The following is a 21,548-nucleotide window of genomic DNA, read 5'->3' on the forward strand; positions in this document are numbered from 1 at the left end:
ATCCCTCTGTGCGATTATAAGCATGACGATTCCGTTCTATTATTTTGATGAAATTTGTATATATTTCTATTGCTTATTTATAGTTAAGTGAAATTTTAATCAGTGGGGTTTTATTCATCCCCACTGATTATTATCCCGACTCCCACCTAACTGCTTTGCTTTACAGCCGAATTTTGAGGCGGGAGTCTTACTGCTTTCGAATAGCTAGATAAATCTTTCACCCATATATTCATATCTTCCAACTTATCAAAAATGTAGCAATTATTCGCGAGCCTTCCCGTATATGCATAGCCTAATTGATGAAAGGCTGCATTCATACCGAAAGATAGCGAACGAGCAATTGTATAGGAACAAAAAATAGATCTTTCTTGAAGTTCTTCCTCTAACTTAATTAGCAAACTTTTCATAAAACCATGTTTTCGATATTCAGGTAATGTAGCACAATTCGTTAATTCTGCATTACCTTCTTTTACATTCATTTCAGCAGATGCTGTGCTAATAATTTTCCCTTTGAATTCATAAACATAGTAAATTGTATCGTCTTCCTTCATCGTCTGCTTTACATAACTCGCTTCATTTAAAGGTGTCGGATAAACTTCAAATACTTTCCCAAAGACAATTGCTAATTCTTCCGCGTCCTCTTCTGTCGCTTTTCTTAACACAAACTCCTCAGGGACTATTTTTTCTTTCACTTCTTTTGCTTTTACACCACTTAAAATGCTATCTTCCTCATTCCAATGAATACTATTTCGTCTTTCATTGGAATGATATTTCACGAAAAAGTACGCATCGTGTCCTTGAAAATAATGAGGTATCGTTGCTTCCAATAAGAAACCGAAAGAGAGCCATGTTGAAACATGCTCTCCCTTTCCTTTAATAATACATTTAGTGAAAGAATGTTTCTCTGCTAATTTATCGATTGTTTGTATAATGTGCTCAACATTTCCTGTATAGTGATCAACTCTAACACGTTTATTAAAATAGTCTAATACCCCTTCTACTGTGTAATACTTTGTTTGTTCACTAAAAGATTCATAGTATTTCATTTCTTCACCTCACACCAATCTAGTAATGTACATGCAATTATTTTCGCGGCAGCAATCATTTTATCAACTTCTATATATTCGTTTGGATAATGTGCTACTTTCGTCTCTCCTGGACCAAATACTATCGTTGGTACGTTAGCGATTTGTGTGAACAAACCTCCATCTGTTCCCCATGGTGATGCTTCTATAATCGGTTCGTTCCCTTCAATTTCAACAAAATTTTGTTGAAGCGTTGTAATAAGCGGATGATTTTCTTCTAGTTCACCAGGAACCCATCTCGCTCCAAACCATTCTACTTCTACAGGATTTTTTACAAACCAACTATCCACCTCTTTTAATTCACCAATCCAGCCTTCAAATTCTTCTTTTGCTGCCTCTATAGTCTCATTCGGCGCAATACCACATCTTCCTTCTAAAATTAATGAATCGGGAACAGAACTTGGCCAGCTTCCCCCTTCAATTTTCCCAACGTTAATTGGAATTGGAATCGGAATCCCCTTAAATAATGGATCTGTAATTCGACCATTTCTCTTCTCTTCTAATTTTCTCAAATGATCTACAACAAACATACTTTTTTCTATTGCACTTACTCCTTCATAACGTGTACCACCGTGTGCTGCTTTGCCTTTTATATGTAGACGAAACCACATTGACCCTTGTTGTTTCGGAAAAAATTTCATATTCGTCGGCTCAGGAATAATAACGCCATCTGCCTTATACCCTCGTAAAATAGTTGCTAATGTTCCTGCCCCACCGCTCTCTTCTTCTATTACACTTTGAAAATGTATATCACCTTTTAGTTCAATACCACATTCAATAATTGCTTCCATCGCAAGCATAAGTGAGACATTGCCGCCTTTCATATCTGTTGTTCCACGTCCATATATGCGGTTTCCTATTTTCTCTCCACTATACGGATGATGGTCCCACTGATTTACATCCCCTTCTGGCACGACATCAATATGGCCATTTAAAATCATAGATTTCCCTTCGCCACTTCCTTTTAAAGTCGCTACAATGTTCGGGCTATCTGTAAAGCTCGTACGAGGTGATACGAAATAAGGGTGATCTTTTATTTCATTAAAAGCAGGCTCCCAAATATCGAGGTCTAGACCTAACTCACGCAACTTTTCAATAACAATTGCCTGCGCACCACTTTCATCACCAGATACGCTCTTTTCTTGAATTAATCGTGTTAAAAATTTTACGCTCTCTTCTTCATGACTCTCAATATAATCACAAACTTGTTTTTTTAATTGCTCCATATATTACAACTCCCCTCATTCAATTACTAGTAAATTTGAGCTTATTTGAAAATCAGCCGTCGTATGTCGTTTTACATCTTCTACAGTGTACGGACTCATTAATTCTTGTAAGACTAGTCCACTTGGAGTCACTTCCATTACAGCCATGTCTGTAATAATTAAATCTACACATTTTTTCGAAGTTAATGGCAATGTACATTCCGAAACAATCTTTGCATTTCCGTATTTATCAACATGATTCATCACAACAACGACCCGCTTCGCTTTTTGCGCTAAATCCATCGCTCCTCCAATACCTGGAACGCGTTTTCCTGGTACAATCCAGTTTGCTAAATCACCATGTTCACTTACTTGTAACGAACCAAGTATCGTAACATCAAGTAATCCTTTTCGAATCATGCCAAACGCCATGCAGCTATCGAAATAACTTGCTCCTGTAATAAGAGATGTTGGTAAACCCGCTGCATTACATAAATTCTCATCTTCATTCCCTTTACTTGGCGTTGGTCCCATACCGACAATACCGTTTTCTGCATGAAACATAACTTTCATATCTTCTGGCAAATGATTCGGTACAAGCGATGGAATTCCAATACCTAAATTTACAATCATGCCATTTTGAATTTCTCTCGCTGCACGTCTTGCAATCTTATCTCTCACTTCTACGCCCATACCCATTTCCAATTCACTCCTTCCGATGGCACGATATAATTTACAAATACACCTGGGACGACAATTTCTTCTGGATCTAAACTTCCAAGTGGAACAATTTCTTCTGCTTCTACAATCGTTATGTCCCCAGCCATAGCTACGTGCGGATTCATATTACGAGCGCTTTTATCAAATACCAGATTGCCAAACGGATCCGCTTTTTTCGCATATACAATTGCGACTTCAGCCGTTAAAGCTGTTTCAACTAAATATGTCTTTCCATTCATTTCAACTGTTCGCTTTCCTTCTTCTACAATCGTATCAACACCAACATCAACTAAAATACCACCTAGGCCTACACCACCAGCGCGAATACGCTCTGCTAATGTTCCTTGCGGAGAAAATTCAATTTGCAATCTTCCTTCATTTAATTGTCTTCCCGCATTTGGGTTTGATCCAATATGAGAAGTAACTAAAGATTTAACCCTTTCATTCGTAACAAGACGACCGATTCCTACATCAGGAAATCCAGTATCATTTCCTATTAAATTTAAATTTGTAATGCCTTTATCTAAAACAGCTTGAATTAAAGATGGAGGAGATCCAATCCCTCCAAATCCCCCAAACATTAATGTCATATCATCATGGAACAAAGAAATTACTTCCTCTACTTCTTTTAATTTACCGAATGTATTTGTAATAGTTGTCATGCGATACTATGCCCTCCTTTTTGCATCATCTCTTCCACGCTCTTTACAAAAATTGAAAGTAATTCATCTAACTCGGAATATGTAGTTGTCATTGGTGGTGCAACAAGCAGTGCACTATCCTCTTTTCCTGCTTGCCCTGAAACAGCTTGGTATAAGAGTAATCCATTTTTAGCCGCAACCGAAATAAGTTCCGACGCTTTTGTAAACGGTTGCAATTCTATTCCAATTAGCAATCCTTTTCCACGTACATCGGCAATGATTGTCGATTGCTGCTGAACTTTCTGTAAACCTTTTAATAAATACTCTCCCTTTTCTGCTGTTTTTTCAGGTAGATTATGTTTCTCCATATATTCAATAACAGCTAAAGCCGTTGCTGCAGACAATGGATTGGCACTAAGCGTATGTCCGCTCATTACAGAACGTGATCCACGTAAAATCGGCTCCATAACACGGTCACTTACAACTGTCGCTGCCATTGGTGTATAACCCGCTCCTAGCCCCTTACCAAGCGTCATAATATCCGGTTCTACACCCCAGTGCTCCATCGCAAACCATGCACCAGTACGACCAAGTCCAGTCATTACTTCATCCGCAATAAATAATATATCGTAATGACTACAAATATCTTTAATTACTTTATAATATTCTTTCGGCGGGACAATCGCGCCTCCAGCAGCCCCAATAATCGGTTCAGCGATAAAAGCTGCAATATGTTCTGCACCAATTCGCTCAATCGCTCTTTCTAGTTCAGTCGCACAAGCAAGCTGACAAGTTGGATATACCTTCTGTACAGGGCATCTGAAACAATAAGGAGCTGGAATAGTTGGATAATCTTCCAAAATAGATACGAAACGTTGTCTGCGCAGTGGATGCCCAGACATTGATAAGGCACCCATAGTAATACCATGATAGCTCATCCATCGTGACAAAATTTTATGTTTCCCTTGAATACCGCGCTCCTGAAAATGCTGAATTGCGATTTTCATAGCTGTTTCATTTGCTTCCGTACCACTATTTACAAAAAAGCTCCAGTTCAAATCTCCTACACTTAAATCACTTAACTTCTTCGCTAATTTTTCAGCTGGTTCACTCGTGAACTGTGACCTATATACGAAAGCAATCTCCTCTGCTTGTTTTTTAATAACGTCTGCAATCTCCTTTACGCCATGCCCAATACCTGCCGTAATTGCTCCTGACGAACCATCAAAATATTTATTTCCGTTTTGATCATACAAATATACACCTTTTCCATGTGAAATCATTGGATACGGCTGACCAACAAGTGGTTTAATTAAGTAATCGCGCATAGCGCTCCCCCATTTCTCCAATTTGTATATATATATGAAGAAAATTGACGTTTCTTTCATAAAAAAGAACCCTCTGCGAAAGCAGTGAATTTATCAAAAAACTATTATAAAATATACAAATGAGTGCAAAATATTAATTTAAAAACAGAAAATTCAGAACTCAAATCGAAGACCAACCCTTATCTGTACGCTTAAACACCCCTCCTTGATTTAAGATAACAACTAATTAAATGCTTTTTTAACATAATATCAGCTTCTCTCAATTGCCGACATTGTGTAAACTTCGACGGAACTCCCGTTATTCTCCTTCCTATTATCCTACTTTATATTGCATATTTTCAAACAAAATTCGACATTTCACTTCACTATATAGATAACAAACCACAATTGTCATAACTATTACTAAACAAGTAGCACCATCTATTTATAACAATAAAAAAAAGAACCGATTAACGACAGTAATCAGTTCGGCACGACGCTCTTTTATCCGATATTACCTTTTCCAGCCAGTTCACTTATTGGAAATAGAAATACTTATAGTGCAAATCCAACATTTGTTCCACAGCCTAAAGCACGAAATCCTCCATAACTAAATTCACACTACATACCCGGGATATCCAGATCCCCATTGTGCTCCTTCCTTCAAAGTCAAACTACCTTTCCTTTATAAATTATGTAGGACAATTACCAATTTGTATGTGTGTTTGCCTATAAATAAAAAAATCCCTATTTAAACTTTTCCTTTTAGAAAAACAGTTTTTTTCGCATATCTTCTTTCCAGCTTCGCATATAGTTGTAATGATGAAGGAGGAATGTTTTATGACTCAATCCGAAATTGAAAAATACGGACAAGAAGCTGCACGTTACGAACAACTTGCTCGTTACTACCAATATAGCAATCCTAAAAAGTATGTGGAACTCTATATGAAATACCATGATGCAATTACAAAACTTGTACAAGCATACGAAAAGAGAGATTCACAAGAAGCGACTTTGCCGTCACATATGAGAATTTTCCACACAGCTCCCCACACACCGGCAGTTGATATTATTGTAAATGGACAAAAAGTGATTAAAAATATTTCCTTTAAACAATTCAGTCCTTACTTATCATTAGTACAAGGTAAATACCGTATTGATATTGTCCCTGTTGGAAACGAAACTCCAATATTCTCAGCATTAGTACCCATAATGGGGAATCACACTTATACCCTTGCAGCGGTCAATAGCGATAATCATCTCCAATTACAACCTATTCTTGATAATACTCATTTACCATCTGGTCAAGCAAAAATACGGTTTGCACATTTTTCACCAGACACTCCCGTTGTAAATGTTAATTTGAAAGATGGGGATCATTTATTTGAAAATGTACTTTTTAAACAAGTAACAGATTTTTTACAAGTTAGCCCTGGTACAGCAGATATTGAAGTTTCACTTGCTGATTCAAAAAAAGTACTATTAACCATTCCTAAGTTCAACGTTGAACCAAATTCAATTTACACAATTTCAATAATAGGTTATTCGGCCGAGGACCCAAAGTTAGAGGCCGTTATACTTACAAATTAAAACAGTCTACACCATTCGTATGGTGTAGACTGTTTACTTTTGAAACTCAATTTGAAATTCTGTCCAGTCGTTATTCGAACGACACAATATGGATCCTTTATGCTTTTCTACAATTTGTTTACATACAAATAGTCCAATACCAGTTCCTAGCTTTTTAGTAGTTACAAATGGCTCAAAAATGGTTTCTACACTTTCCGCTGGAATCATAGGTCCATTATTTTTTATAACAATACGAATTGTGGTATCCTCTTCAAATACATCAATGATAATTTTCCGCTCTTCTTTCACCGATTCAAGAGCATCAATTGAATTCATTAAAATATTTAAAAATACTTGTCTCACTTCACTTCGGTAGCCAATGAGTGGAATAGGATACGGCAAATTTTTTTCAATCAAAACATTTGCATTAACTAAACTTGGATACAAGAATTGTATAATATCTTGAAACAAGTCATTTAGCCAAAAACGTTCCGATTCATTCCACATTTCTTTTTTCGACACAAGTAAAAATTGTGAAATCCTAAAATTCAATTGATCTAATTCATGTGAAATAATATCTAAATACGATAGATTAGGATGGTCTGTCTTCAATAACTTTACAAATCCCATAATTGAAGTTAGCGGATTACGAAATTCATGGACAAAACTAGCCGACATTTGCCCTAGAATCGTAAGCCTTTCTTTATGTGTTTCGTTTATATATTGCTGTTTTTCTTCTAAATTTCTCGTTATAATTTCTGAGTATTTTAAAACGGTATAATAAATTAATTTGTCAAAACAAGTATGTATTTTGGCCATAATCGGTTTCAGTTCACGAGCGCTTACATCCAATTCGCACATTGCTTCAAAAAGTTCATTTCTTCCCACATTTGCATTGTAGACAAAATCTCCAATATTCGCATCTGCCCCTGCACGCTCAATGGCAATTTTCTCACATAATGGTTGAAGATAATTAATATCTTTATCTTCCATAACAAGTTCGATAATTAACTCTAATAAATTTTCTCCATTTTGAACTACTTCTTGTTTAAATGGATCTTTTTCGGAAATTATCATTTTGTTTTTCCAGTTCTCTACGAATTGGTGCTTGTTGTTTTTCAAGTGCGAACAAAATACTTCTTTAATATCCTTATCGATTGGAAAAACCTCCATTCCCTCCATTTCCATACGACGAATACCCTTTATATTTTGAATATTAACACAAAAAATACATTTCGTTAATAGATTATTGTCACATTTTGTTAATTTCTGTTGATAAAATTTATTTTTCCTTTCTTATTAAATAAGTTTTATTCATATATCTCTTTTTCTTTCTCATTTTTTAATTATTTTTCTGTTCAAAACTACTTTTTTTTGCATCCTTTTTAATTCTTGCGTACAATAAGAATTGAAAGGTGTGAAAAATATGGTAAATAAAAATGTGGAAGATTATCTCCAAGAAGGCATATATGGCCAAAAGCAAAACAAACCAGAAGAACGTAATATGTATTTAACTACATTACGTGAGCGTGTAGAAATCGCTTTAACAATCGGTCAAGTAATGCAAAGTAATGTATATTCTGAAGTAGCTAGTAGCATGCGCTCTTCTCAATCATTACAAATATTCCTAAATGGTAGCATTGCTTACCCACATTTATCAAAATACATTAAATTAGCAAATGAAAAAAATGTTCCTTTTACAATTGTTCAAAATAAAGGTATTGAAACACCAATCGGTTTAGTACTATCTCATAGCACTGCTGTAGATAAAGAACAAATTTATGTAGAAGATGCTATTTTCAAACAAGAAATGAAGTAAAAGGTACACTTACTTAAATGAAATCGTTCCGTGAAACGTAAAACAAACAATAAAAAACGAGTATGGAATCGTAAACATTTCCTGCTCGTTTTTTATTGCGATGTTTAAGCTCAATCCACTTTATTTTTTAATACACACTAATTTCATTTCTGTCATTTCTTCTATTGCATATTTAATTCCTTCACGTCCAGTTCCGCTTTCTTTCACACCACCATAAGGCATATGATCTACTCTGAACGTTGGAATATCATTAATCATGACACCACCGACTTCTAATTCATCAATGGCACGCATTGCTTTACATAGATTGTTTGTAAATACACCTGCTTGTAATCCATAACGTGAATTATTTACTTGTTCTAAAGCCTCATCAAATTCTTTAAATGTATTTACTGTCATAAGTGGACCAAATACTTCTTGGCACTGAACAGATACATACTCTGGAACATTTGTTAATACAGTTGGTTCAAAGATCCTTGCATCACGTTTGTTACCACCGTATACAACATTTGCTCCTGCCTTAACTGCCTCTTCTACCCATGAACTTACACGTTCTACATCTTTTTTTGAAATAAGTGCTGATACATCTGTTTCTTCATGAAGCGGGTCTCCTACTACAACGTTTTCCATTGCTTTTGTTAATTTTGTAATAAACTCATCTATTTTGCATTCATGTACAAAAACACGTTGTACAGAAATACAAACTTGTCCATTATTCACAAACGCGCCCCATGTTACACGTTCAATTATTTCGTCTGTCAATTCAACGTCTTCATCAATGATAACAGCAGCATTTGATCCTAATTCTAACGTCACTCGTTTCAATCCAGCTTTTTGCTTAATTCCAATACCTACTTTTGGACTTCCTGTAAAAGTAATACAAGCAACGTTCTCATCTTTTACTAATGCCTCACCTACAACAGGTCCAGGTCCAGAAATTATATTGAAAGCTCCCTTTGGTAAACCAGCTTCTTCAAATAATTCCACCAATGCATATGACGAAAGTGGCGTTTGGTCGGCTGGCTTTAGCACTATAGTATTTCCAGCCGCAATTGCCGGACCTACTTTATGTGCTACTAAATTAAGTGGAAAATTAAACGGTGTAATAGCACCAATAACTCCGATTGGTTGTCGAATTGTATACGCTATACGGCCCTCTGCTCCTGGTGCCGCATCTAATGGTAACGTCTCACCATATATTCGCTTCGCTTCTTCAGCTGCAAACTTATATGTTTGAACAGTGCGATCTACTTCTCCCCGTGCAGCACGAATTGGTTTTGCAGCTTCTTTTGCAATAATCACTGCAAACTCTTCTCTTTTCTCATCCATTTTTTGTGCAACCTTTTCTAAAATAGTTGCGCGATCGTATGAAGATAATTTTTTCATTTCTTTCATTGCATTTTTAGCCGAAACTATTGCTTCCTTTACGTCATCTTCTGTACCTTGCGCAATCTCCGCTAATATTTCTTCAGAATATGGTGCATACAATGGTTTATACGTCCCTACTGATTTCCATACCCCATTTATATATAAATGCTTTTTCATAGTGGTTCTCCTTCCGAATATATATATACAATAATACATTGCATTTACTTCACCTAGTGAAAGGTCTAACTTATGTAATTGTATCATAGCCCTAACACCCCCAAAAACATTTTGCTCAAAAAAAACTCTGCTACAAAGCAGAGTTTATGAACTAATTTGTTCTTGGAGCGAAATCTTTTTTTCATCCCCCACAATAACAATCGATTCTGAAGGTTTCGTTACTTCCAACCTCTTAATATAGTGCCCATCTAATTCCTTCACACAAAACTTGTAGTTTTCAATTTCAATGGTATCTCCTTCGGCGATCTCAATATTTTTGGTTAGTATCCAGCCGCCGATCGTATCGACATCATCGTCGTCAATAGTCAAACCTAATAATGCATTCACTTCACTAACAAGTACTTTTCCTTCTAAAATTGTTTTCGTCTCACTAACTTGTTGGATTTCTGGTTGTTCATCAGTATCGAACTCATCTTGAATATCCCCTACAATCTCTTCTAAAATATCTTCAACGGTTACAAGACCTGATGTACCACCATATTCATCAATCAATATAGCAATATGCGTCCTTTCCCTTTGCATTTTTAAAAATAGATCATGAATGGGGATAGATTCAATTACTAGAATAATTGGCCTAATATATTGCTCGACTGTCTTTTCACTAACAACTCGATGCTTCACAAAATCTGTAAATATATCTTTAAAATTCACAAAGCCTATTACATGGTCCTTATCACCATCAACCACCGGATACCTCGTGTATTTTTCATGAGACATTTTTTGTAAAGCCTCTTCGGCAGGCATTTCTTTATTTAAAATATTCATTTCTGTTCGTGGTACCATTATTTCTTTCGCAATACGATCGTCAAATTCAAATATTTTATTTACATACTTATATTCAGATTGATTAATCTCACCGTTTTTATAACTTTCTGAAACCAACAACCGCAATTCTTCTTCTGAATGCACTTCGTCATGCTTTTTTGGTGGTTTCAACCCAAAAAATTTCGTAATTAGCCGCGCTGATCCATTTAAAATCCAAATGAATGGGAATGCAATACGATAAAACAAAATGAGTGGCTTAGCAACAAAGAAACTCACTTGTTCTGCTTTTTGAATCGCGAATGTTTTTGGAGCTAGCTCCCCTACTACCACATGAAAAAATGTGATAAACAAAAACACTAAAACTATAGCCAAAATATCTGCGAGTTGAGTGGGGACATTCCAATTAGCAAACAACACATCAAACATGTGCTTTAGCGCCGGTTTACCAGACCACCCAATCCCAAGAGCTGTAACAGTTATTCCTAACTGACAAGCTGATAAATATTCGTCTAAGTTTGTAATGACTGTTTTGACAGATATCGCACGATTATTTCCTTCTGCAATTAAATAGTCAATTCGTGAACTCCTCACTTTAACAATTGCAAATTCTGCTGCAACGAAAAATGCCGTCAAGGCAATTAAAACAATCACTATACTTATACTATATATGTCCAAATACTTTTCCTTACTTACAGTGTAAGCAAGGAAGCCACCTCCTACTTAAATTTATTCAAGTGAAGTAAGCATTCTTATACTCTAATAAAATTCTACATTAGCAACCACCTTTTTATATATTATATGCATACATAAAAAAGATATTTATAATTATGATAATCTAATTAACTTATTATCGTCAAACTATAATAATCTCAATTTTTCGATAAATAAAAATAATTTATATAAATCGTATATGCTAAACAGCTCAATTTCGTGAAAAAACACTTTCTTTGCCGATTCCACACTTCTTTTGTCACACCTGAAGGGAACTTACTACATAACTAGAAATCATTCAACAGGATATATATAGGAGGGATTATTTTGGAATATAAAACACCATTTATCGCGAAGAAATTAGGTGTTAGCCCAAAGGCTGTTGTCCGGATTGCACAACAATTAAATCTTACGATAGAAAAAAATAAATATGGTCATTTTATTTTCACACAAGGTGATTTAGATCAAATGTTAGAATACCATCGTTCTCAAGCAGACCAACCTCACAACGTTCAACCTACTCAAACAACATCATCAAATGATTTTGAGCAATTAGCAGCTCAATTAAATTCAATTACGAGAAGACTAGATCGAATGGAAGAACAAATGCTAGATAAAGCAAATGATGTCGTTACATACCAACTTTTACAACATCGCCGTGAAATGGAGGAAATGTTAGAGCGGATTCAAAAACTAGAAGCTGCCTTAAAAAAAGAAGAACCAATATATATTACTCCTGATTCAAAACCAACATATGAAAGAGAAAAGAAACCTAAGCGCCGCAAAATGATTTTTAGTATATTTGGACTATAAAATTGTAGACCCTTATTACAAGAATAAGGGTCTACTTTTTGTATGAAGAAAGAAGGCTGTAACATGACACCCTTCTTCATATATACATATTCATATATTTTTATTTTGTTAACATAATATTTTTACTGTATTCTGCAATAAGTGCCTGCGCATGAGCATTCCCTTGAATAATATCACGGAATTCTTTCAAAGAATACAAATGTGTAGCCCCTTTTCGAGCATGGATCCGTACTGGTACACCTTGTAAAGTATCATGAAACTGGAATGGATTATCTATCGGCTCAATTGGAAAACCGAGTGTAAGTAAATACATATACATTCTTTTTGTAACTGCTGCAATATACCATTCAGCTTTCGTCTCTAGCGCATGCATAAATAAAATAGCTGCCAGCCTTTTGAAATGTCCTCTCCCCCGAGACGTTTTCGCAATGCTTAACTTTCCTATTTCATATACATTTTTCAAATCTTTCACTAAATCATTTTTAGAAAACGGATAGAAAAACTCCGAATTTGATTGTTCAGGTACTGTATACTTAATACATTCTACTGTACCAATATGATGTTCATCTTCTATTAATAAAAATCGTGATGGATTTAAATTACGTTCTACAAACATTAAATTTCTTTCTTCACAAAAATCTCCCCACAGTTGCTCGAACCAAAAATGTTCTTCCTTTGTTTGAACACGCTGGAACATATTTACCCGCCTTTCCCATCGCCGCTCTGTTTTTTGATAACGCTTTCACTTACTATCATATAAGAACAAATCTTCGTATGCAACTAAAAATATTTACGTCTTATTATATTCTGCAAATTGAATTAAATTCCTATTTCACACTCTGTTCCCCCGTATGTACCATTTCTTACTTTCTTATACAATCGTACATACAAAGAAAGTTAATTTCTCTAATGAAAGATGATTATCATTTCAAATTCGACCCATGTTATGCCTCTTTCCTTATGGCATATAATTCTTCTTAACATAAAGAAATCCTTTATAAAAAGGATTTCTTTTACATTTTATTGCTTTTTAACCATTTTTCAAAAATTTGAATCATCCCGTGCTTTCCCGCCAACTTCTCTTCTCCTTGTTTCGTCTTATACGGATATAATTGTAAAAACACACCACAACCAGATTCTATTTTTTTACTATGCATATGACTCCCTGGATATACACAAATCACTTCATAAATTGCCCTACGATGAAAAACTCGTTTTCCACTTTGTTCTTCTACATACTTAATAGACCAGTATTTATACATTTGCTCCGTCGCTTTCGTATTACCAATAGGTTGAAAAATATTATACATAGGGCTATATTTCACTTCAATAATTATAGATGATTTATATACGTACTCCTCTTCTTCCTTTACATAACAATCTAGACGTATATCTGGCTTCTTTGTGTCTTCTCCATTATAAAAATTACTTCCTTTGCTAAGTGCAATAAGGGGATGTGTTTCAATTAGATCATTAAATGCGACGTGTACTTTTATATTATCTCTATGCAAGATAACTGTCGTTCCATCTTGTAATCCGTCTAAATAAAAATGTTCTTGTATTTGTTCACGGATAGGATTCTTATCTTCAAATCCGATTTGTTCTAATATAGAAATAACGATAAAAAAAGCGTAATACTCATACACTAAAAACGTTGGTTTATATACGAATAATAAAGATGGGGATTGCTCCGTTTGCTGCGGTAACAATTCTAAATGATGGAGTAATTGTTGATGTGGTATAGATAAAGTGTGCGAATTAATGTTAGCTGTTTCAGAAACTTCCCTCCAAAATGGAGAATACAATAAATTTCGAAAGTATTGCACGCTTTCATGTACGATATGAGCTAATATTTTATATTCTTGTATTTTCACAGAACTTTTACGTAAATCTGCTTCTTTCAGTAAATGTAGATTTCTATATTTTTGTTTTTCTCTGTCCGTGACGGATCCATTTCGTTCAATCGTTTTCATAATTGTTTTAACAGCTTGAAATTCGTCTGACTTTTTCTTCTTTTCTCCTTCTAGTATTTCAATCGTTTTACGTACAAAACTTTCTGCTTCAAGTAAATAATAATAGAATTGCATTGTTTTAAATTTAAGGAATGCATTTTCAATACTATTTTTTTTCTCCTTAAATTTACGGTTGTAATATTTCGCATAAAGCTTTCTTTCTGTCATAATGGCAGCTTTTCTCGTTGTCTTCCGCTCTTTCGTTTCCCAATTAAATTCGTGTACAAATTCCGCATTCGATTCTACTTTCTTAAAAATTTGTTTTATTCTTTTCATTTTTTGTGGCAATTTTCTTAACAATACCAAATAAGAAGAATCTTCAATATCGCTCAGTGCTGAGAAAGTTTTCTTGTAATAACCTCTATCTAAAATTAACTCGTTTAAAATTGACTTCACATAATCTTGAATCATTTCAAATTGGTCATCAAAAAAGTTTTTAGGAACAACTTGAAACGCCCCATAATAAGTTTTATCTTCTATACGCACTTCAAAATGATATAAGCCACAGCGCCACGGATAAAAAAATTCAGTTTTTCCATGTTCATACACTAATACTCTTTGTTTTTTTTCATTTAATTCATATTGTGATTCTTTTATATTCTTTTGTCCCTCATATACTTTATTCCATATGAATGTAATATCCATTGGATTTTGATAATGGAAATGCAATTTCAGTGGTTTTAATTCCTGTACCTTATAAATACATTGAACTAATGCTGTAGTAGACGTACAAAGGCGATTTAAAAGGATAAAATCGCCTTTCCCCTCAGTACCAATGATTAGCTTCAATACAAACGGGAGCGTTTCTTTCGTATCGACGATTGCTGTTTCATAACGCTCCTCATTTTGCATATCCATACAGCTCCAGTTCTCTACGCTTTTGTCTTATATAAGCTAAAGAATGTTCAAATGTAGATACACGATTTGCAAGCGGAGACTGTAAAAGTGGTATCAATATCGCTCCCCTTTTTGCTTCTTCAGAAAGTAGAGAGCCCACTGTCATTTCTGTCCCCCTTAATTTCGTTAATACGCGTTGCTTTATTTGCAAGTCAAAGCCTTCTTCCCTGCTAATCATATAGGACTGATTATTTTGGAACGGTATATTTTGCAAATACGTAGCGATTGCGTTTGCACATCGGAAAGAAATTCCTTTTGATGTATCGTGTGATGATAATACATCATGTAACTTATCCAATAACTCTAATTCCTCTTCAGTAAACACTTCAATCATCTCTTTATTCCTAAACCAATTAATTCGAAATTCTCCCGTTGTTACTTTCAGCGGAGGTTGCTGAACTACTTTCTCTTGTTCTATACTCATCTCGCAAAACGGAATTTTTTGTAACGTAATCAAATTTGTTCGATCTAATAATCGATCGGAAAGTTCTTTCGTCGTTTCATCAAAATTTACAGTGCCTACGAAAATAACATTCTCACCAATTTCCACTGAAGGCGGAATTTGATTTTCTATTTCTTGTACTTTCTCATACAAATTCAAAATACGATTTTGCTTTTCAAGTTGAAGAACGGATAGAAATGGAGTAAACCAATGCTCAATATGTGACATGTTCATTTCATCAAACACAATTATATACAATTGATTTGGGTTTTCTTTAGCCTGCAGCAATGTCCGAACTAACTTCGTTTCACTTTCAATAAAATTACCATTCGGATGAAGGTAGCCGAGAATATCATGTGGTTCTTGATACGATGGTGAAATTGGAATCCAAATTAATTCTTCACCATAACGTAACCCAAGTGCTTCTGCATATGCTTGCACAAAGCGTGATTTACCAACACCTGGTATACCACCAACAATCGTTAACATATTGGTTTTAACACTAATGTGAAAATTATATATATCTGTATCATCCAAATATAGTCCTTTTTTACGAACCATACTTTGTACATACTGCAAAAAAGAGGATTCACGCTCATCCCATTCCCAGTCCTCCTTTTGCATTTTAATATCCTCTGCTTCAACTAACTTACCTTCTTCAACAATTCGTTTATTTAGTTGCTCATACACATTCTCACTTACAAAATATAAATGATCATCTACCGCTATTTCTATATGTTTCATCCAATCGTTTATTTCAATATATTTGCATTCTTTTCTTTGCTCAAAATATGAAATTGAACTTATTGATGATTTTAACGATAAATTCCCATATAGTCTTCCTTCATACCATAATAATTCTGGAGGCTCAAAGTCTTTTGGTAATTTAGGCATAAGAAATGATAAATAACCGTTGCTTAACTTCCGTTCCAAAGACGCTCTCTTTTTATAATTCGAGACCTTTGGTGAAGGAATCAATTTATATGAAGATGCTATCTCCCTAGGCTCTTCTGTACATATTAATTCCAAAAATAAATTTCCTCGATCATAATAAAGACGAAACATAACTAATTGCTTTTCTAATTTACGCTTCTTTAAATCAGTAAAGATTTTTTCATTTTTTTTATTACTGCATAATCCTTCAAATAAATATTTTCCAGCCGGAAATAACTCTTGTAAAGTTAAGGGTAATGGAGAAAGGCATTGTACAAAGAAATTTTCTCCATTCTTCTCTCCCTCCGCTTTAGCAAACGTTCCAATAAACCTCATATAATACATTCGTTTTATAAAACTTGGATGAAGAGCTTTATGTAATTTCAACGTAGTCACCTTCTTTTTTCATACTATTCTTAGTGTATGAACTACAATCTAAAACTAGAAATAAAAAACCTGACGTCATCCGTCAGGTTCAAAAATAAAACGTATATTAATGAGAAGGAAATGCTTTTTTCTCTTGCAAAATGGCATTATGAGCGATTTTCATTTTAGCAAGCACGTACCGCAATCTATCTTCGGCATTTTCATCTTTATTTTGCTGCAACTCCGCCAAATTCTCTACAGAACTCGCTAAATTTTCAATCACTCCTCGTAGTTCAGGATGATGATTAAAAAAAGATTCTTGCACCAGTACTTTCCTTAAATCACTAGCTAACTCCATTATTCTAGACAACTGTTCTTTTTCTCCCATTTTCATCCCTCCTGAATATCTTATGTATTAAATATTCTCTAACCAAAGAAAAAAGCCCTTTAAATGAAAAGGACTTTTACATTTTTATATTTCCTGTCACAAGCATATAAAGTGATGTAATAGCGGCAATAACAATCGCCCACATCACATATCGCTCTTTACCTGCAAAACAACGATTCCCTTTTTCTTTTCTTGCAAACATATACACGAGAATCCCAATACCATATACGATTGAAACAAGCAGTAAATTCTTTAAACCAGCTGCGTAAATGAGCCATACAGAATATACAGAAGCAATTAATGCTAACAAACCATTCTTCACTCTCGCAACTTCCAGCTCTTTCGTAATGACTAATTTCAATTGATATAACGCTGATAATAAGTACGGCAGTAATATAGATGTTGACGCAATAAAATACATAATTTGATATGTCGATTGTGAAAACAGAACGATTATAAATATAGTTTGGGCAACGATATTTGAAATCCACAATGCCATATGCGGCGTTTGTTTCTTATTTGTTTTCGTAAAGACTTTCGGAAACACGCCGTCTTTTCCTGCTACGTGAGAAATTTCAGAAACAAGTAAAAACCAGCCAATTAATGTACCTACAAGTGACGCAACTAATCCAATATTAATTGCCATTGCACCCCATGGCCCAACAACATGTTCTAATACATGTCCCATTGAAGGAGTTTCTAAAACGGAAAGTTCTCCTCGTGTCATTGCTCCCATTGACAGAACAGAAATTAAAATATAAATAGACATTACTAAAATAAGTCCAAGTACTGTCGCTTTTCCAACGTCCCTGCTATTTTTAGCTCTTCCTGATAATACAACTGCTCCTTCAACCCCAATGAACACCCAAAGGGTTACAAGCATTGTATTTTTCACTTGACCTAGTACAGAGGAAACTGAGATAGTTCCTTCGCCCCAAAAGTCATGTGTAAATGTATCCCAGCGAAACGCTGTTACCATCACGACAATAAATAGTAAGATCGGAACTAATTTCCCAATCGTTGCGATAACATTCATAATGGAAGCTTCACGGATTCCAAATAAGATAAGAAAATGAAGTGTCCATAATAAAAGTGATGCACCTACGATTGACGCAACATTATTTCCACCTTTAAAAATTGGGAAGAAGTAACCTAATGTACTAAACAGTAACATAATTGTTGCAACATTTCCTAAAATACCTGCTAGCCAGTATCCCCAAGCACTGTTAAAACCAATATATTCACCGAATCCAGCTCGTGCATAACTATAAATTCCGCCCTCAAGCTCCGGTTTTTGTCTTGCTAACGTTTGATATACGAGCGCGAGTGGAATCATTCCCATTGCTGTAATACACCAACCAATTATCGTTGCACCACTATTTGCTCCTACTGCTAAATCATGCGGTAAACTAAAAACACCGCCACCAACCATCGTTCCAACTACTAATGCGATTAACGGAAAAAATCCTAACTTCTTTTCTATTTGTACCACCCCATCTGTCATTCTAGGTGTTATGTTCGTTCAACTATTAAAGTCACCTTTTTCTCTAATAGACGTTTCTCTTATATTTTTTCAGGAAAACATTACTTATTCTAAAAGAAAATGAAGAAAAATGGAATACTTTTTTGAAAAAATGTATAAGTATGCACGAAAAAACCGTTCATTTTGTAATAAACGGTCATTTCATACATATAAAATTGTATATTTATTGTAAAATTAACGAAGTAACTTCTTTTTTTGTAAAAATTGTTTTGCGACTTCTTCGCTACTTTTACCTTTTACGTTTACTTCATAATTCATTTTTCTCATTTCTTCATCTGTAATCTTTCCAGATAATTTATTTAATACTTTTTCGAGTTCAGGATATTTCTGTAACGTCTCTTTTCTTAATAATGGTGCTCCTTGATAAGGCGGGAATAGTCCTTTATCATCTTTTAGCACTTTAAGCCCATATTGCTCCAATTCACTATCTGTTGAATATGCATCGATTACGTTAACATCCCCCGATTGTATTGCACTATAGCGCAGTTTCGGTTCCATCGTTTTAACATTTGAAAACTTATAGTTATATAATTTTTGCATTCCTTTATAACCATCTTCACGATCAGCAAATTCTAATGTAAATCCTACTTTAGCTTCCTGTGCAATTTTTCCTAAATCAGAAATTGTATTTATGTTATTTTGATCTGCTATTTTTTTCGGCATGGCTAGTGAATATGTATTGTTATACTCCATTGGTTTTAACATAACCATATTATATTTGTTTTCCATTCCAATACGAGCTTGTTCATATACTTCATCACGATTTGTACTTTTCGGTTCTTCTTTCACGAAAGTAGATAAAGCTGTACCTGAAAATTCTGGGTATATATCTACTTCACCTGATTTTAACGCTTCAAATACAAATGCTGTTTTTCCAAGTCCCGGTTTTAATTCCACTTGTAAATCTGTATCCTGTTCAATAAGTTGCTTGTACATTTGAATTAATATTTCAGGTTCTGATCCTAGTTTACCGGCAATAACAATATCTTTCTTTTGGGTATTCCAAAGAAATGGAGCAGCTATCATTACTACAACTATACATATCGTCAATATAACGCGCTTAGAAGAGCGTTTCGGGCTCTCAAGTATGCGAAGTACTATATCAAAGAATAAAGCGAGTAACGCGGCTGGTACGGCCCCTAAAATGATAAGCGCATGGTCATTTCGATCTATGCCTAATAATATGAGCTTACCGAGCCCACCAGCGCCTATTAAAGCAGCTAATGTAGCTGTTCCAACAATTAATACCATTGCTGTACGAATACCAGCCATAATAATTGGCAATGCGAGCGGAAGCTCTACCTTCCATAATCTTTTCCAGCTATTCATCCCCATAGCTCTCGCCGCTTCTATAAGTGATTCATCTAATTCCCGTATTCCTGTATATGTATTTCGTAAAATAGGTAATAGTGCATACACAACTAATGCGATTATAGCTGGCAGTTTTCCAATTCCTACTAACGGAATTAATAGTCCAAGTAAAGCAAGTGAGGGCACTGTCTGCATAACAGCAGAAGTCCCTATTATAAATTCAGCCATCCGTTCTTTTCTTGTTAATATAATGCCAAGAGGCACCGCAATAATTACTGCAAAAAATAGTGAAATAAGCGATATTTGTAAATGCTCACTTAATGCACTTAGCAATTCTACTTTTCGTTCTTGGAACGTTTGAATAAAATCAGTCACTGTTTAGCCTCTTTCCTTCATTTGTTCAACAATGTAATTGACAATATGATGACTTGTTAATGCTCCAACATATTGACCATGCTCTTCAACCGGCACTGACTCTTCAGTTTGTAAGCGGACTAGTGCTTCTTGTAATGACGAATGTAAAGATAAAGCATTCCCTTCAACTCGTATACCCTCGTCTAGCGGCAATACCTCTTCTATACTCTTCCCCTCATACCAAGGTCGTCCACGATTTCCAATGAACTCCTCTACAAACTCATTTTTCGGGTTATGTATAATTCCTTCTGGTGTATCTAATTGAACAACTTTTCCTTCTTTCATTACACAAATACGATCACCAAGTGATAAAGCCTCTTGCATATCATGCGTTACGAACACGATTGTTTTTTGAATCTTTTTTTGCAGTTGTACGATATCCTTCTGGAGCTGCTCCCTACTTAACGGATCTAACGCACTAAATGGTTCGTCCATAAGTACAATTTTCGGGTTTGCGGCTAATGCCCGTACGACACCAACACGTTGTTTCTGCCCTCCCGACAATTCATCTGGCATACGATCACGATATACATCTGGATCGAGCCCAACCATCTGTAGCAAGTCATCGACACGTGCTTTTATTTCCTTTTTGGTCCATTTTCTCATTTCAGGGACAACTGCAATATTTTCAGCAATTGTCATATGTGGAAACAGCGCAATCTGCTGCAACACGTATCCTATATTCCAACGTAATTCATTTATATTATATTGTTGAATATCTTTTCCATCGATTAAAATTGAACCTTCTGTCGTTTCAATTAAACGATTGATCATCTTCATTGTCGTTGTTTTCCCGCAACCACTCGGACCAATGAGAACAAAAAATTCTCCTTTTTTAATTTCTAAATGCAATGAATCCACTGCTTTTGTGCCATCTTCATACGATTTGGACACATGATTAAATTGAATCACAAATACAACTCCTTTATTGTTGTTTCCTTTATTTTGATGGAATATGGAATTCATTTCAAATGATACGCATTATTTCTATATAAAAAAGAG

The 21,548-nt window shown here is 34.9% G+C and carries 18 protein-coding genes; 3 read left to right on the top strand and 15 right to left on the bottom strand.

Features of this window, described 5'->3' with window-relative positions; translation table 11 throughout:
* Nucleotides 1-146: 146 nt before the first annotated feature.
* The 5 genes from ablB to Q3V31_RS00130 are packed head-to-tail and all read right to left on the bottom strand — an operon-like array spanning nucleotide 147 to nucleotide 4,979.
* Nucleotides 147-1,046, bottom strand: coding sequence for a putative beta-lysine N-acetyltransferase (gene ablB / locus Q3V31_RS00110; protein ID WP_016129316.1), 900 nt, complete (start codon nucleotides 1,044-1,046; stop codon nucleotides 147-149).
* On the bottom strand, nucleotides 1,043-2,311 hold the full coding sequence (locus tag Q3V31_RS00115) for a peptidase (protein WP_000436706.1): 1,269 nt from the start codon (nucleotides 2,309-2,311) through the stop codon (nucleotides 1,043-1,045). Before Q3V31_RS00115 ends, ablB begins: the two co-directional genes overlap by 4 nt.
* A 15-nt stretch (nucleotides 2,312-2,326) precedes the next feature.
* A complete protein-coding gene (locus Q3V31_RS00120) occupies nucleotides 2,327-2,989 on the bottom strand; it encodes a CoA transferase subunit B (RefSeq protein WP_000525297.1) in 663 nt (220 codons plus the stop codon).
* Nucleotides 2,974-3,672, bottom strand: coding sequence for an acetate CoA-transferase subunit alpha (gene atoD / locus Q3V31_RS00125; protein WP_000208113.1), 699 nt, complete (start codon nucleotides 3,670-3,672; stop codon nucleotides 2,974-2,976). Before atoD ends, Q3V31_RS00120 begins: the two co-directional genes overlap by 16 nt.
* Complete coding sequence (locus Q3V31_RS00130) at nucleotides 3,669-4,979, bottom strand: aspartate aminotransferase family protein (RefSeq protein WP_001205876.1); 1,311 nt, start codon at nucleotides 4,977-4,979, stop codon at nucleotides 3,669-3,671. The genes atoD and Q3V31_RS00130 overlap by 4 nt, the downstream gene beginning before the upstream one ends.
* Before the next feature lie 819 nt (nucleotides 4,980-5,798).
* On the opposite strand from Q3V31_RS00130, the gene Q3V31_RS00135 reads away from it, so the two are divergent.
* A complete protein-coding gene (locus tag Q3V31_RS00135; RefSeq protein WP_016129314.1) occupies nucleotides 5,799-6,548 on the top strand; it encodes a DUF4397 domain-containing protein in 750 nt (249 codons plus the stop codon).
* Between the two features lie 33 nt (nucleotides 6,549-6,581).
* On the opposite strand, the gene Q3V31_RS00140 is transcribed toward Q3V31_RS00135, so the two are convergent.
* Nucleotides 6,582-7,715, bottom strand: coding sequence for a BA2291 family sporulation histidine kinase (locus Q3V31_RS00140; RefSeq protein ID WP_000425092.1), 1,134 nt, complete (start codon nucleotides 7,713-7,715; stop codon nucleotides 6,582-6,584).
* A 238-nt stretch (nucleotides 7,716-7,953) separates the two neighbouring features.
* Between Q3V31_RS00140 and Q3V31_RS00145 the strand changes: the two genes are divergently transcribed.
* Nucleotides 7,954-8,346, top strand: coding sequence for a YueI family protein (locus Q3V31_RS00145; RefSeq protein ID WP_000247573.1), 393 nt, complete (start codon nucleotides 7,954-7,956; stop codon nucleotides 8,344-8,346).
* Between the two features lie 120 nt (nucleotides 8,347-8,466).
* Here the strand turns inward: Q3V31_RS00145 and Q3V31_RS00150 are convergent, their stop codons facing one another.
* Together Q3V31_RS00150 and Q3V31_RS00155 are read right to left on the bottom strand one after the other, a co-directional pair.
* Nucleotides 8,467-9,891, bottom strand: coding sequence for an aldehyde dehydrogenase family protein (locus Q3V31_RS00150; protein WP_033670142.1), 1,425 nt, complete (start codon nucleotides 9,889-9,891; stop codon nucleotides 8,467-8,469).
* A 144-nt stretch (nucleotides 9,892-10,035) separates the two neighbouring features.
* The gene (locus Q3V31_RS00155; RefSeq protein ID WP_000356242.1) at nucleotides 10,036-11,391 is read right to left on the bottom strand and encodes a hemolysin family protein; all 1,356 of its coding nucleotides are present in this window, start codon (nucleotides 11,389-11,391) and stop codon (nucleotides 10,036-10,038) included.
* Between the two features lie 363 nt (nucleotides 11,392-11,754).
* Between Q3V31_RS00155 and Q3V31_RS00160 the strand changes: the two genes are divergently transcribed.
* Nucleotides 11,755-12,240: a polar chromosome segregation protein gene (locus tag Q3V31_RS00160; RefSeq protein ID WP_000456025.1), complete on the top strand. Its 486-nt coding sequence runs from the start codon at nucleotides 11,755-11,757 to the stop codon at nucleotides 12,238-12,240.
* Between the two features lie 100 nt (nucleotides 12,241-12,340).
* On the opposite strand, the gene Q3V31_RS00165 is transcribed toward Q3V31_RS00160, so the two are convergent.
* From Q3V31_RS00165 to Q3V31_RS00195, 7 genes are all read right to left on the bottom strand, one after another.
* Complete coding sequence (locus Q3V31_RS00165; protein ID WP_000487800.1) at nucleotides 12,341-12,937, bottom strand: hypothetical protein; 597 nt, start codon at nucleotides 12,935-12,937, stop codon at nucleotides 12,341-12,343.
* 316 nt (nucleotides 12,938-13,253) lie between these two features.
* Nucleotides 13,254-15,104 (bottom strand): hypothetical protein, encoded by a 1,851-nt coding sequence (locus Q3V31_RS00170; protein WP_071734105.1) that lies wholly within the window; start codon nucleotides 15,102-15,104, stop codon nucleotides 13,254-13,256.
* Nucleotides 15,094-16,911 carry an AAA family ATPase gene (locus Q3V31_RS00175; protein ID WP_071734103.1) on the bottom strand — a complete coding sequence of 606 codons (1,818 nt, stop codon included), beginning with the start codon at nucleotides 16,909-16,911 and terminating at the stop codon, nucleotides 15,094-15,096. The genes Q3V31_RS00170 and Q3V31_RS00175 overlap by 11 nt, the downstream gene beginning before the upstream one ends.
* Before the next feature lie 106 nt (nucleotides 16,912-17,017).
* Nucleotides 17,018-17,278 carry a hypothetical protein gene (locus tag Q3V31_RS00180; protein ID WP_000504036.1) on the bottom strand — a complete coding sequence of 87 codons (261 nt, stop codon included), beginning with the start codon at nucleotides 17,276-17,278 and terminating at the stop codon, nucleotides 17,018-17,020.
* A gap of 76 nt (nucleotides 17,279-17,354) precedes the next feature.
* Nucleotides 17,355-18,782 carry a basic amino acid/polyamine antiporter gene (locus tag Q3V31_RS00185; RefSeq protein WP_000129456.1) on the bottom strand — a complete coding sequence of 476 codons (1,428 nt, stop codon included), beginning with the start codon at nucleotides 18,780-18,782 and terminating at the stop codon, nucleotides 17,355-17,357.
* A gap of 213 nt (nucleotides 18,783-18,995) precedes the next feature.
* On the bottom strand, nucleotides 18,996-20,507 hold the full coding sequence (locus Q3V31_RS00190; protein WP_071734101.1) for an ABC transporter permease/substrate-binding protein: 1,512 nt from the start codon (nucleotides 20,505-20,507) through the stop codon (nucleotides 18,996-18,998).
* 3 nt (nucleotides 20,508-20,510) lie between these two features.
* Entirely contained in the window at nucleotides 20,511-21,458 is a 948-nt protein-coding gene (locus Q3V31_RS00195; RefSeq protein WP_000614087.1) for an ABC transporter ATP-binding protein, read from the bottom strand.
* Between the last annotated feature and the right edge of the window lie 90 nt (nucleotides 21,459-21,548).

This window comes from Bacillus nitratireducens (assembly GCF_036320425.1).
GTDB lineage: Bacteria > Bacillota > Bacilli > Bacillales > Bacillaceae_G > Bacillus_A > Bacillus_A nitratireducens.